This is a genomic window from Rhizobium sp. SU303 (genome assembly GCF_021052345.1).
Classification (GTDB): domain Bacteria; phylum Pseudomonadota; class Alphaproteobacteria; order Rhizobiales; family Rhizobiaceae; genus Rhizobium; species Rhizobium laguerreae.
On record NZ_CP088095.1, the window covers coordinates 3,335,823 to 3,350,053 of the forward strand.

Annotated in this window: 12 protein-coding genes; 8 read left to right on the forward strand and 4 right to left on the reverse strand. The window is 61.9% G+C overall.

Annotated elements, in window-relative coordinates:
- Nucleotides 1-105: 105 nt before the first annotated feature.
- On the reverse strand, nucleotides 106-1,599 hold the full coding sequence (gene glpK, locus RlegSU303_RS16725; RefSeq protein WP_131719273.1) for a glycerol kinase GlpK: 1,494 nt from the start codon (nucleotides 1,597-1,599) through the stop codon (nucleotides 106-108).
- Nucleotides 1,600-1,756: 157 nt separating this feature from the next.
- Here glpK and RlegSU303_RS16730 point away from each other — a divergent pair, with 157 nt between their 5' ends.
- The 4 genes from RlegSU303_RS16730 (at nucleotide 1,757) to xdhC (ending at nucleotide 7,729) form a co-directional block, all read left to right on the forward strand.
- Complete coding sequence (locus RlegSU303_RS16730) at nucleotides 1,757-2,533, forward strand: 3-hydroxybutyrate dehydrogenase (RefSeq protein ID WP_131629726.1); 777 nt, start codon at nucleotides 1,757-1,759, stop codon at nucleotides 2,531-2,533.
- A 27-nt stretch (nucleotides 2,534-2,560) separates the two neighbouring features.
- On the forward strand, nucleotides 2,561-4,027 hold the full coding sequence (gene xdhA, locus RlegSU303_RS16735; RefSeq protein WP_131719272.1) for a xanthine dehydrogenase small subunit: 1,467 nt from the start codon (nucleotides 2,561-2,563) through the stop codon (nucleotides 4,025-4,027).
- A gap of 253 nt (nucleotides 4,028-4,280) precedes the next feature.
- Nucleotides 4,281-6,620, forward strand: coding sequence for a xanthine dehydrogenase molybdopterin binding subunit (xdhB, locus tag RlegSU303_RS16740; protein ID WP_131619619.1), 2,340 nt, complete (start codon nucleotides 4,281-4,283; stop codon nucleotides 6,618-6,620).
- A gap of 293 nt (nucleotides 6,621-6,913) precedes the next feature.
- Nucleotides 6,914-7,729 carry a xanthine dehydrogenase accessory protein XdhC gene (xdhC, locus tag RlegSU303_RS16745; RefSeq protein ID WP_094088783.1) on the forward strand — a complete coding sequence of 272 codons (816 nt, stop codon included), beginning with the start codon at nucleotides 6,914-6,916 and terminating at the stop codon, nucleotides 7,727-7,729.
- Here the strand turns inward: xdhC and RlegSU303_RS16750 are convergent.
- Nucleotides 7,705-7,896, reverse strand: a complete 192-nt coding sequence (locus RlegSU303_RS16750; RefSeq protein ID WP_017961570.1) for a hypothetical protein — start codon at nucleotides 7,894-7,896, stop codon at nucleotides 7,705-7,707. The two genes, xdhC and RlegSU303_RS16750, sit on opposite strands and share 25 nt — an antisense overlap.
- 101 nt (nucleotides 7,897-7,997) lie before the next feature.
- On the opposite strand from RlegSU303_RS16750, the gene RlegSU303_RS16755 reads away from it, so the two are divergent.
- Complete coding sequence (locus RlegSU303_RS16755; RefSeq protein WP_017961571.1) at nucleotides 7,998-8,894, forward strand: LysR substrate-binding domain-containing protein; 897 nt, start codon at nucleotides 7,998-8,000, stop codon at nucleotides 8,892-8,894.
- Between the two features lie 87 nt (nucleotides 8,895-8,981).
- Here the strand turns inward: RlegSU303_RS16755 and RlegSU303_RS16760 are convergent, their stop codons facing one another.
- Together RlegSU303_RS16760 and RlegSU303_RS16765 are read right to left on the reverse strand one after the other, a co-directional pair.
- Nucleotides 8,982-9,314 carry a hypothetical protein gene (locus RlegSU303_RS16760; RefSeq protein WP_026158809.1) on the reverse strand — a complete coding sequence of 111 codons (333 nt, stop codon included), beginning with the start codon at nucleotides 9,312-9,314 and terminating at the stop codon, nucleotides 8,982-8,984.
- A 163-nt stretch (nucleotides 9,315-9,477) separates the two neighbouring features.
- Nucleotides 9,478-10,164: a Type 1 glutamine amidotransferase-like domain-containing protein gene (locus RlegSU303_RS16765; protein WP_131619617.1), complete on the reverse strand. Its 687-nt coding sequence runs from the start codon at nucleotides 10,162-10,164 to the stop codon at nucleotides 9,478-9,480.
- A gap of 126 nt (nucleotides 10,165-10,290) precedes the next feature.
- Between RlegSU303_RS16765 and RlegSU303_RS16770 the strand changes: the two genes are divergently transcribed.
- From RlegSU303_RS16770 to RlegSU303_RS16780, 3 genes are all read left to right on the forward strand, one after another.
- A complete protein-coding gene (locus RlegSU303_RS16770; RefSeq protein ID WP_017961574.1) occupies nucleotides 10,291-11,529 on the forward strand; it encodes a urate hydroxylase PuuD in 1,239 nt (412 codons plus the stop codon).
- Nucleotides 11,526-12,836, forward strand: a complete 1,311-nt coding sequence (guaD, locus tag RlegSU303_RS16775; RefSeq protein ID WP_131619616.1) for a guanine deaminase — start codon at nucleotides 11,526-11,528, stop codon at nucleotides 12,834-12,836. The genes RlegSU303_RS16770 and guaD overlap by 4 nt, the downstream gene beginning before the upstream one ends.
- Nucleotides 12,837-12,959: 123 nt before the next feature.
- Entirely contained in the window at nucleotides 12,960-14,102 is a 1,143-nt protein-coding gene (locus RlegSU303_RS16780; protein ID WP_017961576.1) for an alpha-hydroxy acid oxidase, read from the forward strand.
- The last annotated feature ends 129 nt before the right edge of the window (nucleotides 14,103-14,231 follow it).

Genomic DNA, 14,231 nt, shown 5'->3' on the forward strand with positions numbered 1-14,231 from the left:
ATGCGAAATTCGTGATCTTCTCGAGCACGGCAACGCCGTGGCTGCAGAAATAGCCGAGTATCTCGCAGAAACGAGCGGAGTTATATCGCGGCTCCATCCGCCCCCTTACCCCTCGCTCAGCGTCCGCTTGACCGCATTCTTCCAACCCTTGAGCTTTGCCGCCCGCACCTTCTCGTCCATCGCGGGCTCGAACCGCCGATCGCGTTTCCAGGTCGCCGAAAAACCGTCGCGGTCGGGCCACACCCCTGCCCGGCTGCCGGCGAGCCAGGCGGCTCCCAGCGCCGTCGTCTCAAGAATGACCGGGCGGTCGACCGGGGCATCGAGCAGGTCGGCAAGGCGCTGCATCGTCCAGTTAGAGGCGACCATGCCGCCATCTACGCGCAGCACTGTGTCCTCGGCGCCGTTCTTCCAGTCCTTTTGCATGGCGTCGAGCAGGTCGCGGGTCTGGTAGCAGACAGCTTCCAGTGCCGCCCGGGAGAGTTCCGCCGGCCCGCTATTGCGCGTCAGCCCGAAGATCGCGCCGCGCGCCGCAGCATCCCAATGCGGTGCGCCGAGGCCGGTGAAGGCGGGCACGAGATAGACCTCCTGGGTCGGATCGGCCCTTTCGGCAAGGGCATTGGTCTCGGCGGCGCTGCCGATGATGCCGAGCCCGTCTCGCAGCCATTGCACCGCGGCGCCGGCGATAAAGATCGAACCTTCCAGCGCATAGGTGGTCTCGCCGTTCAGGCGGTAGGCGATGGTGGTCAACAGCCGGTTTTTGGACCGCACCATGTCGGCGCCGGTATTGAGCAGCGCGAAACAGCCGGTGCCGTAGGTCGATTTCATCATGCCCGGCCTAAAACACGCCTGGCCGATGGTCGCTGCCTGCTGGTCGCCGGCCACGCCGAGAATCGGGATAGCAGCACCGAAAATATCAGGATCGACTGTGCCGAAATCGGCTGCGCAATCCTTGACCTCCGGCAGCATGGCGGCGGGGACCCTCAGAATTTCGAGCAGATCCTCGTCCCACGCGTTTTCGGCAATGTTGTACATCAGCGTGCGCGAGGCGTTAGTGGCATCGGTGACGAAGCTCGTGCCACCCGTCAGCTGCCAGATCAGGAAGGTGTCGATCGTGCCGAAGCAAAGATCGCCCCTGGCAGCGCGCGCCCGCGCGCCCTTCACGTTGGCGAGCATCCAGGAGAGCTTGGTGCCGGAAAAATAGGGATCGAGGATGAGGCCGGTCTTCTTCGTGAACAGCCGCTCGAGATCCTGCCTTTTCAGATTGTCGCAATAGCTTGCCGTGCGCCGGTCCTGCCAGACGATGGCATTCTGGATCGGGCGGCCCGTTTCGCGCTCCCAGACGACGACGGTTTCGCGCTGGTTGGTGATGCCGAGTGCGGCAATATCCCTAGCCTCGATCCCGGCATCGCGAAGCGCCGCCTTGACGGTGGAGACGACCGAATCCCAGATCTCCTCGGGATCGTGCTCGACCCAGCCTGAGCGCGGATAGATCTGGGTGAATTCCTTCTGGCCCTTGCCGGCGACATGCATGTCGCCATCGAAGACGATCGCCCGCGTCGACGTCGTTCCCTGATCGATCGCCAGAACATAACCGCTCATGCAAACCCTCCCTCAGCATGTCAATTGTCGAAGCAAATCAATAGGACACGGATGCGGGCGAGAAAAGCGAATAAAGCGGAATTGCCAGCCCGCCGGCTTTGGGCATAACCTCGCAGTCAACGCTGCAACGCAGCATCGCGATTTCAGGGAGAACAGCATGAGCAGAACAGTCGTCGTCACCGGCTCCACCAGCGGCATCGGCCTTGCGATCGCCACTGCCTTCGCCGAAACGGGCGACAACGTCGTCATCAATGGTTTCGGAAAGGCTGATGAAATCAACGCGATCGTTGACCGACTTGAATCATTGTCCAAAGGCCGGGCGATCTATCATCCGGCCGACATGACGAAGCCGGCCGAGATCGCCGACCTGATCGAAACGGCAGCGAAGACCTTCGGCGGCGTCGATGTCCTGGTCAACAATGCCGGCATCCAGCACGTCGAGAAGATCGAGGATTTCCCGATCGAGAAATGGGATCAGATCATCGCGATCAATCTGTCGAGTTCCTTTCATACCATGCGCGCCGCGATCCCGCTGATGAAGGCTAGGAAGCACGGCCGCATCATCAACATCGCCTCGGCCCACGGGCTCGTCGCCTCCCCGTTCAAATCCGCCTATGTCGCGGCAAAACATGGTATATTAGGCCTGACGAAGACGGCAGCACTCGAGCTTGCCGAGTTCGGCGTGAGCGTGAACGCCATCTGCCCCGGCTACGTGCTGACGCCGCTCGTCGAGAAGCAGATCCCGGACACCGCCAAGGCCCGCGGCATGACCGAGGAACAGGTAAAGAGCGAAGTCATCCTCAAGGCGCAGCCGACGCATGAATTCGTCAAGGCCGAGGAAATCGGCGCGCTGTCACTCTACCTTGCCAGCGATGCGGCCCGGCAGGTGACCGGAACGCATATCTCGATTGACGGTGGCTGGACGGCGGCTTAACCATTTGGAAAAACAACCGGGAATATCATGAACGACAGCATCCGCTTCATCCTGAATGGCGAGGACATCACGCTCACCGATGTCGGTCCGACCGAGACGCTTCTCGATTTTCTGCGGCTGAAGCGGCGACTGACGGGCACCAAGGAAGGATGCGCGGAAGGTGATTGCGGCGCCTGCACCGTACTCGTTGGCCGGCTGGCGGACGGCAAGCTCGCCTATGAATCCGTCAATGCCTGCATCCGTTTCATGGGCTCGCTGCACGCCACCCATGTGGTAACGGTCGAGCATCTGGCCGGCAGGGACGGCGCGCTGCATCCGGTGCAGCAGGCATTGGTCGATTGTCATGGCTCGCAATGCGGCTTCTGTACCCCGGGCTTCGTCATGTCGCTTTACGGCCTCTGGCTCGCCAAGGAAAAGCCGAGCCGCCAGGAAATCGAAAAGGCGCTGCAGGGCAATCTCTGTCGCTGCACGGGCTATGAGCCGATCGTCAAGGCTGCCGAGCAGGTGAGCCTGATGCGGCCGAGCACGCTCTTCGATCCGCTGGAACGGACGCGCTCTGAAATCGTCGCGCGGCTTTGGGCAATGCAGGCGAGTGGTACGATCAGGATCGCGAATGGCGAAAACCGGCTGATCGTGCCGGCTTCGATGCAGGCACTGGCAGAAGTCCTCTCGCAGGAACCCGACGCAATTATCGTCGCCGGCGCGACGGACGTCGGCCTCTGGGTGACGAAGCAGATGCGCAGGCTGAGCCCGGTCGTCTTCATCAGTCATTTGAGCGAATTGCAGTCGGTCACGAAAGGCGAGGATGGCGTCACCATCGGCGCCGGCGTCAGCTATACCAAGGCCTTCGAGGCGATCTCCAAGAAAATCCCGGCGATTGGGCGACTAATCGACCGCATCGGCGGCGACCAGGTGCGCAACATGGGCACGATCGGCGGCAACATCGCCAACGGCTCGCCGATCGGCGACAGCCCGCCGCCGCTGATCGCGCTCGGCGCGACGCTTATGCTGCGGTCCGTGGAAGGCCAGCGTAGAATGCCGCTCGAGGATTTCTTCATCGCCTATGGCAAGCAGGACCGAAAACCCGGCGAATTCGTCGAGAGCGTCTTCGTGCCCTATCCGACAGCCGCCAGCCGCTTTGCCGCCTACAAGATCACCAAGCGCCGCGACGAGGACATCACTGCCGTGCTCGGCGCCTTCCTGCTGACGCTCGACGAGGCCGAAATCGTTACCGACATCCGCATCGCCTTCGGCGGCATGGCGGCAACGCCGAAACGCGCCCGCACGGTGGAGGCGGCGCTGATCGGCAAACCATGGACGGAAGCGACGATCGACGCGGTCCGCCCCGCCTTCGACGCCGACTACCAGCCGCTGACCGATTGGCGCGCCTCGGCGGAATACCGACAACTGACGGCGAAGAACCTACTGACGCGGTTCTATCTGGAAACGGTTGGAGCGCCGGCGGAGCTGAAGCGGTTTGAGGAGGTGGCGTGATGGAGAGATCGACCTCCGCTCCCAGACTGCAAGCTTTGATGGGAACAGTCGCGTTCTCCTCCCCTCCCTCATTCCTGTGCTTGTCACAGGAATCCAGTGCGCCCGAGTCTTCGGGCGCGGGAGACCTTTCCTCCGCGTCATATGAGTCATTCACCGTGCAGACGCGCGGTGGCTGGATTCCTGTGACAGGCACAGGAATGAGGGCGTGCGGCGTAACTGCATCCCATCGCTCCCTTCGCGGAGGACACCGCTAATGGACAAATCCACCTTCGAAGACCGCAAGCCTATCATCGCAGGCACGATGCACGGCTCGCTACGGCATGATTCAGCGCATAAGCATGTCACCGGAACCGCTGATTATATCGACGATATACCCGAACCCGCAGGTCTGCTGCATGGCGCCCTCGGCCTCTCCGGCCGGGCGCATGCCGAAATCCTCGGCATGGACCTTTCCGCGGTCGCCGCGCATCCCGGCGTCGTCTGGGTCTTCACCGGCAAGGACGTGCCGGGCGTCAACGACGTCAGCTCCAACGGCAGCCATGACGAGCCGCTGCTGGCCGAAACTTTAGTTCAGTTTCATGGCCAGCCGATCTTTGCCGTTATCGCCGAGACGCGTGATGCCGCCCGCCGCGCCGCGCTGCTGGCGAAGATCGACTATCGCGACCTGCCGCATTGGAGCGATATCGACGGCGCGCTCGCCAATGGCAGCCCGCTGGTCATCACCCCGATGACGCTGCGGCGCGGCGAGCCGGACACGGAAATGAGCAATGCCGCCATGCGTCTGAAAGGTCAGATGCGCATCGGCGGACAGGAACATTTCTACCTCGAAGGCCATATCGCTGTGGCGATCCCCGGCGAAGACGACGAGGTCACCGTCTGGTCCTCGACGCAGCATCCGAGCGAGATCCAGCATATCGTCGGCCATGTGCTCGATATTCCTTCGAACGCCGTGACCGTCAATGTGCGCCGTATGGGCGGCGGCTTCGGTGGCAAGGAAACGCAGGGCAATCAGTTCGCAGCACTTGCGGCCATCGCCGCCAAGAAGCTCGGCCGCGCAATCAAATTCCGCCCTGATCGCGACGAGGATATGAGCGCCACCGGCAAGCGCCATGATTTCCTCGTCGATTATGAGCTCGGCTTCGACGCCGAAGGCCGCATCCATGCGGTCGACGCCACCTATGCGGCGCGCTGCGGTTTCTCCTCCGACCTCTCCGGGCCGGTGACCGACCGGGCCCTCTTCCATGCCGATTCCAGCTATTTCTATCCGCATGTGCATCTGACCTCGAAGCCGCTAAAGACCCACACCGTCTCCAACACCGCCTTCCGCGGTTTCGGCGGGCCGCAGGGCATGCTCGGCGCCGAACGCTTCATCGAGGAGATTGCCTATGCCGTCGGCAAGGACCCGCTCGATGTCCGCAAGCTGAATTTCTACGGTCAGCCGGGCTCCGGGCGTACGCTCACCCCCTACCATCAGGAGGTCGAGGACAACATCATTGCCCGCATCGTCGAGGAACTGGAGGAAACGGCCGAATACCGGGCGCGGCGCAACGCCATCATCGCCTTCAACCGCGACAGCCGCTACATAAGAAAGGGCATCGCGCTGACGCCGGTGAAATTCGGCATCTCTTTCACCATGACCGCCTTCAACCAAGCAGGCGCCCTCGTCCACATCTACCAGGACGGTTCGATCCACCTGAACCATGGCGGCACCGAAATGGGCCAGGGCCTCTATACCAAGGTGGCGCAGGTGCTGGCCGACAGCTTCCAGGTCGATATCCACAGGGTAAAGATCACCGCGACGACGACAGCCAAGGTGCCAAACACCTCAGCCACTGCCGCCTCCTCCGGCTCGGACTTGAACGGCATGGCCGCCTATGACGCCGCCCGCCAGATCAAGGAACGGCTGGTCGCCTTTGCAGCCGAGAAATGGGATGTTGGGCCTGCCGACGTCGTCTTCCTGCCGAACCGCGTGCGCGTCGGCGAGTTCGAGATCGCCTTCCCCGATTTCATCAAGCAGGCCTATTTCGCCCGCGTCCAGCTTTCCGCGGCCGGCTTCTACAAGACGCCGAAGATCCACTGGGACCGCAAAGCCGGCCGCGGCACGCCCTTCTATTATTTCGCCTACGGCGCCTCCTGCACCGAGGTTTCGATCGACACGCTGACGGGCGAATATCTGATCGACCGCACCGACATCCTCCACGATGTCGGCCGCTCCCTGAATCCGGCGATCGATATGGGCCAGGTCGAAGGTGCCTTCGTCCAAGGCCTGGGCTGGCTGACGACGGAAGAGCTCTGGTGGGACGACAAGGCCCGGCTGCGCACCCATGCCCCGTCGACCTACAAGATCCCGCTCGCTTCCGACCGCCCGAAGATCTTCAACGTGCGCCTTGCCGAATGGTCCGAGAACGCCGAGGCCACCATCGGCCGCTCCAAGGCCGTCGGCGAACCACCCTTGATGCTGGCGATCTCGGTGCTGGAAGCGCTGTCGATGGCCGTGGCAAGCGTCGCCAACTACAAAGTCTGCCCGAGGCTCGACGCCCCGGCGACGCCGGAGCGGGTGCTGATGGCGGTCGAGCGGATGAAGCGGGTGTAGCAGATGGGAACGCGTCCGGCTGGTTTGTCGGCTGAGCAGGACGGGCAGAGAGCTTGGGGTGAGCGATACCCCCCTCTGTCCTGCCGGACATCTCCCCCACAAGGGGGGAGATCAGCAAGACGGAATGCTCTGCGCCTTACCACCCTGCAGCTACATCACCAAAGTCAGACTCTACGCTACGACTTCTCTGTTCCAGGAGGCCGCTGCCTCATACCGATCTCCCCCCTTGTGGGGGAGATGTCCGGCAGGACAGAGGGGGGTGACACACCCACCAACCCATCGGCCATCCACCGATGACCGACATTCGCCGCTTCCTTGCCGCCCATCCGGACTGCATCCTCGTCGATATCACCGGCACGCAGGGCTCGACCCCACGCGAGGCCGGGACCTTCATGCTGGTATCGCAAACCGCATTGTGGGGAACGATCGGCGGCGGGCAGTTCGAGTTCATGGCGATCGCGAATGCGCGGGACATGCTCACGGGAACCGGTGGGATGCCGGAGATGGATATCCCGCTCGGGCCTGACATCGGTCAGTGCTGCGGCGGACGCACGCAATTGCGGTTTCGCCGGGTGACGCGGACGGTTGCCGAAGAAATCGAGGCCAGGCTAACCAGTGAGATCGAGCGCCTGCCGGAGGTCTATCTCTTCGGCGCCGGCCATGTCGGCCGGGCGCTGGCAACGGCCCTTGCGCCGCTGCCGCTGTCGGTGACGGTCGTCGAGACGCGGCAGGAGGAACTTGCCAACCTGCCTCCCGAGACGAAGACGCGGCTCATGCCGATGCCCGAAGCGCTGGTGAAGGATATTCCGGCTGGCGGCGCGGTCGTCATCCTGACGCACGATCACGCGCTGGATTTCCTCATCGCCCGTGAAGCGCTTGAAAGAACGGATCTCGCCTATGCCGGTATGATCGGCTCTGCGACCAAGCGCGCCACCTTCGCCAGTTGGCTTTCCCGCGAAGGCGGCGGCGAGCGCGGCTGGATGGAGCGGCTGACGCTGCCGATCGGCGGCGCGGCGGTCAGAGACAAGCGCCCGGAGGTGATTGCCGCCATGACCGCCGCCGAGATCCTGACGGCGCTTGTCGCCTACCGCATGCGCTCGTCTTCGTAATAGGGATCGCGCCCGTCGAGGAAACCGAGATCGCGCTTGACGCGATCGGGCGCCGTATCGAGATCAAGGCTGGGCATCCGCCAGATCCGCGCCAGCCGGCCGCCGATGCGCCGGAAAATTCCGATGGTCGGCTGCGGTGGGTTCTGTTCGATAGCATAGCAATCCATGACATCACCTCGATGGTTTGATGGTATGAGTTGCAGTTTGCGGCAAAAAATGCTGCAATTCCAATCGAACGACCGTCTGCCTGCATCAAGAGAACTTATCCATGAAACTGTCGAAACAATTCCCGCTGAATGCGTTGCGCGTCTTCGAGGCCGCTGCTCGGCTCGGAAGTTTCACCAAGGCGGGCGATGAGCTCGGCATGACGCAGACCGCCGTCAGCTACCAGATCAAGCTGCTGGAGGAGAATGTTGGCGAGCCGCTCTTCCTGCGCCGTCCCCGCCAGATCGCACTGACAGACACCGGCGAGCGGCTGGCGCCGAAGGTAACCGAAGCTTTCGCCGTGCTGCACGACGCGATGGCGACGGCGCGCGACAGCGTCGAAGGCACGCTCGCCATCAGTTCGACCCATACCTTCGCCTCGAAGTGGCTGGCGCCGCGCCTTGGCTCCTTCCACTTGAAACATCCGGCCATCGCGGTGCGCTTTCAGGCGAGTTCGGATATCATCGACTTCGCCCGTGAGCAGATCGATGTCGGCATCCGCTGGGGCGACGGCAACTGGCCGGGGCTGGCGCTGCACCGGCTGATGGGCCTGGAATTCACGCCGATGCTGAGCCCCAAACTGGCGGAGGCGGCAGGCGGCATCAGGGAGCCGCGCGATCTCCTGAACTTCGATCTCTTCGACGCCGGCGACATCTGGTGGAAACAATGGTTCGAGGCTGCCGGCGTCACGGAGACGGATCTCGATCGGCGCCCGCGCAACCAGCTTGGCTCTCAGGCAGTGGAAGCCGATGCCGCGATCGCCGGCCATGGCGTCGCCATCCTTCATCCGGCCTTCTATGCGGCCGAGATAGCGCTCGGCCGGCTCTATCAACCCTTCGAACTGACCCGCAGCGACGGAAAGGCTTACTGGCTCGTCTACCCGGAAAACCGTCGCAACGTGCCCAAGATCAAGGCCTTCCGCAACTGGATCCTCGAAGAGATGAAGGCAGCCGGAAATTGATGCATGTCACCTAAAATGTGCAGCCATTTTCGGACAACGACATGTCGGACCCGGTTCGTGAGCCGGGTCCGGTCCTTTGGCTCGGCTTCAAAATCCCATTTCCGGCGCATAGAAACAGCGCGGCGTATCCTCGTTCGGGAACAGACAGAGATGATAGTCGTTATCGCCGGATTGCATCGCCTTCGTCATCGGCAGCAGGAAGACATGAGCATGCGTGACCAGCCGGTGGTCGCCCGGCATCAGCGTCACTCGATATCCGCCTGGCGTCACCGTCACGCTTTTCGAAGGGATCATTTGGCAATCGCCATTATGACTGTTGCCGTTGCAACAATAGGGGTCATAACTCCACCCCGAGGGTGCGTCGTGAGCCATCGCCAACGACGCATACGCAATCATCACACACGTCAGAATGCTGCGCATGGGCATCTTCTCCGTCGATGAATGCGCCGCCGATGATCTAACGGTTCTTATTTTATTCCGGCGGCCTGCAAAATAACTGTAATCGAGTCGTCGCAGTTCAAGGTCTGCTGAATTAGCAGATCAAGCATAAGGCAGAGATAATGCACAGCCTTCTCGGCAGCTTTTAGGCACGCGACAGCAGATCGGCGATGCGGTCGCCATCGGAAGCTTCGGCAAAACCGCCGGAAATCATCAGCGGAGCGCCGAAGATCTCAACGAGCCCTTTGCCGAGGATGAGACCTTCGCCGTCCCGGCATGCGAGAATAGGGGTTACCGTCGTCTCGCTGTAGCGAAGCAGCGCGGAGAGATAGCCGGGATCATCGTTCAGATGCGGAAAGAACTCGAAGGGTACCAGACCGAGAGCCGCGCCATCACGCACCGCATCGGGGGAACTGCCGGAAAAGAGCGCGTCGACGGCGATTGTCGGCGTCATCAAAATCGCCCCGGCACTGGTTCCGACGACGATGCCGTCATCACGCGCCCATGCGCGTAGCTTCTCCAGCATTCCGCTTTGGCGCAGCCGTCTCAGAAAATCGCCGGTGTGGCCGCCGGTGAGATGAATGGCGCTACAGGAAAACAGCCGGCCGATCTCTTCGTCACCGGAAAGCACGTCGAGATCGAAGAAGAGATCGAGGGAAAGCCCGTAGCTGCGATAATACCGCCGTTTCTCGTTGAAAAACTCCCGCTGCGGCTCCGGACCGGAGGCGATATAGCCGATGCGGTTACCGCGCGACAGAATGAGCGCGGCAAGCCGCCGGTCCATCCGCGCGTTTTCGGCGATGAACTGATCGCTGTAGAGCGCGGTAATCATTCCATTGCTCCTTCGGCCTTGCCACCGTTGCAGAAATCAGTGCGCATGTGCAGTCTTTCAATCTCCTCTTCCCTCCCCGCCAAAATTTCCGCAATGTCACGAGTCGGAGGAAGATAGGGGAACTCGATGTATGAATATGCCATAGCATGGGAATGGCTCGCCTTCGCGGCGCGTTGGTTCCATGTCATTACCGCGATCGCCTGGATCGGATCATCCTTCTATTTCATCGCGCTCGATCTCGGACTGGTGAAACGCCCACATCTGCCACCCGGCGCCTATGGCGAGGAATGGCAGGTCCATGGCGGCGGCTTCTATCATATCCAGAAATATCTGGTGGCGCCCGCCCAGATGCCGGAGCACCTGACCTGGTTCAAATATGAGAGCTATTTCACCTGGATATCCGGCTTCCTGATGCTATGCATCGTCTATTACGGCGGCGCCGATCTCTTCCTGATCGACCGGCATGTGCTCGACATCAGCCCACCGACTGCGATCCTGATCTCGCTGGCATCGCTCGGCGTCGGCTGGGTCGTCTACGATCTGCTCTGCAAGTCGCCGCTTGGGCGGAACACCTGGGGACTGATGGCGGTGCTCTATATCGTGCTCGTCTTCATGGCCTGGGGCTATACGCAGCTTTTCACCGGCCGCGCCGCCTTCCTTCATCTCGGCGCCTTCACCGCGACGATCATGTCGGCCAACGTCTTCATGATCATCATTCCGAACCAGAAGATCGTCGTCGCCGACCTCATCGCCGGACGGGTTCCCGATCCCAAATACGGGCAGGTCGCCAAGCAGCGTTCGCTGCACAACAACTACCTGACACTGCCCGTCATCTTCTTCATGCTGTCGAACCATTATCCGCTGTCTTTCGGTACGCAGTTCAACTGGGTGATCGCGGCTCTGGTCTTCCTGATGGGCGTCACCATCCGCCACTGGTTCAACACGACGCATGCCAGGAAGGGCCGGCCGACCTGGACCTGGATCGTCACCGTCATTCTCTTCATCCTGATCATGTGGCTTTCGACCGTGCCGAAGCTGCTGACGGGCGAAACCGATGCGGCGGCGGTCGCGCCCGCCTTCCAGCAATTCGCCGGCGATCCGCATTTCCCTGCCGTCAAGCAACTGGTCTCGACGCGCTGTTCCATGTGCCACGCGGCCGAGCCGGTCTATGAGGGTATCGTGCGGCCGCCCAATGGCGTGATGCTCGAAAACGACGCGGAAATCGCCGCCCACGCCCGCGAGATCTATATACAGGCGGGCCGCAGCCATGCCATGCCGCCCGGCAACATCACCGACATCACGCCGGACGAACGCAAGCTGCTGGTCGCCTGGTTCGAGAGCGCAGTCGAAGGCAAGAAACAATGACGACGACACTCCTGCGCGGCCGCCTGCTTTCCTTCCATCGCGCGCCGCTAAGCCTCGCCGACAGGCAAAGCTATCTTTACGAAGAGGATGGCGGCCTGCTGGTCGAAGATGGGCTGATCACGGCAATCGGCCCCTATACCGACGTCAAGGCAAAAGCAGCCGCGGACACGGCCGAGATCGACCACCGCCCGCATCTGATCATGCCGGGCTTCATCGATATGCACCTGCATTTTCCGCAGATGCAGGTGATTGCCTCCTACGCCGCCAACCTGCTCGAATGGCTGAATACCTATACCTTTCCCGAGGAATGCCGTTTCGTCGAAAGCGCGCATGCAGAAAGGATCGCCACGCATTTCTACGACGAGTTGATCCGCCACGGCACGACGACGGCGGTCGCCTATTGCTCCGTGCACAAGACCTCGGCCGACGCCTTCTTCGCCGAGGCGATGAGGCGCAATATGCGCATGGTCGGCGGCAAGGTGATGATGGACCGCAATGCCCCGCAGGGCCTGCTCGACACGCCCGAGATGGGCTATGACGAGACCCGCCAGGTGATATCGGACTGGCACGGCAAGGGCCGCAACCACGTCGCCATCACCCCGCGCTTCGCCATCACCTCGACACCGGCGCAGATGGAAGCGACATCAGCCCTTGCCCGTGAATTTCCCGACCTGCACATCCAGACGCATCTTTCGGAAAACCACGACGAGATCAAATTCACCTGCGAGCTCTATCCCGACGCGCTCGACTATACCGACATCTACGCCCACTACGGCCTGCTCGGTCCGAAAAGCCTCTTCGGCCACGCCATCCACCTGTCCGAGCGCGAGGCCGACGTCATGAGCGAGACGGGCGCCGTCGCCGTCCACTGCCCGACCTCGAACCTCTTCCTCGGCTCAGGCCTGTTTCCGCTGAAGGCACTGGCGCGGCGGGAAAAGCCGGTCCGTATCGGCGTGGCGACCGATATCGGCGGCGGCTCCAGCTATTCGATGCTGCGGACGATGGACGAGGCCTACAAGATCCAGCAGTTGCTCGGCGAACGGCTGAACCCACTGGAAAGCTATTACCTGATGACGCGCGGCAATGCCGAGGCCCTATCGCTGGCAGACCGGATCGGTACGCTGGAACCCGGCACCGAGGCCGATCTCGTCGTTCTCGATGCAACGGCGACACCCGCCATGGCGCTGAAGATGGAAGTCGTGAAGACGTTGCCCGAGGAGCTTTTCCTGCTGCAGACGATGGGCGACGACCGGGCGATCGCCGAGACCTATGTGGCCGGTGTTGCGTTAAAGGCGCAGCTTTGCTGACACGCCCTGTTACTCTCGGATTCAGACCGTGAAGGCAGCCCGGCGCGGCCCCAATTTCCCGTAACGCTCCTGCGAAATTCATGTTATGGCCGATGGCCGCATTCAGATGTGAAGGTTCAATTCATGGCCACCCCGCTCACCATCGCCGACCTGAAAAAGCTGGCACGGCGCCGTGTGCCGAAGATGTTTTTCGACTATGCGGATTCGGGTGCGTGGACGGAATCGACCTATGCAGCCAACGAGAGCGATTTCAGCCAGATCAAGCTGCGCCAGCGGGTGATGGTCGACATGACCAACCGCACGCTGGCAACGACGATGATCGGCCAGAAAGTGTCGATGCCCGTGGCGCTGGCGCCAACCGGCCTGACCGGTATGCAGCATGCCGATGGCGAGATGCTGGCGGCACGCGCCGCCGAGGAGTTCGGCGTTCCCTTCACACTCTCGACGATGAGCATCTGCTCGATCGAGGACGTCGCTTCGGTGACGACGCGCCCTTTCTGGTTCCAGCTCTATGTGATGAGGGACAAGGATTTTGTCCTCAACCTCATCAACCGCGCCAAGGCGGCCAAATGTTCGGCGCTGGTGTTGACTGCCGATCTGCAGATCCTCGGCCAGCGGCATAAGGACCTGCGCAACGGCCTGTCGGCGCCGCCGAAATTCACCCCGAAACATGTCTGGCAGATGGCGACCCGGCCTTTCTGGTGCCTGGACATGCTGCAGACCAAGCGGCGCAACTTCGGCAATATCGTTGGCCATGCGAAAAATGTCACCAGTATCGCTTCGCTGGCCGCGTGGACACATGAGCAGTTCGATCCGCGGCTTTCCTGGGCGGATGTCGCCTGGATCAAGGAACAATGGGGCGGCCCGCTGATCATCAAGGGCATACTCGATCCGGAGGATGCGAAGGCGGCCGCCGACACCGGCGCCGACGCGATTGTCGTCTCCAATCATGGCGGGCGTCAGCTTGACGGCGCCCCCTCATCGATCAGCATGCTGCCGAAGATCGTCGACGCCGTCAGCGACCGTATCGAGGTCCATCTCGACGGCGGCATCCGCTCCGGCCAGGACGTGCTGAAGGCCGTGGCGCTCGGCGCCAAGGGCACCTATATTGGTCGCCCCTTCCTCTACGGCCTCGGCGCCATGGGCAAGGAAGGCGTATCGCTGGCGCTCGGCATCATCCGCAAGGAGATGGACATCACCATGGCGCTCTGCGGCAAGCGCGACATCAACGACGTGAATTCGTCGATCATCGACGGGCGGCAGTGACCTGCCACCAGCGACGGACGCAGCAACGGCTCTCTAAATATCTCGATACTGGACGCTGCCCTCGGTCTTTCTAACTGCGCGTTAAGACTAGGTTGTATTTTTAGCGCCGCGTCTTGAAAGCACAAAAGC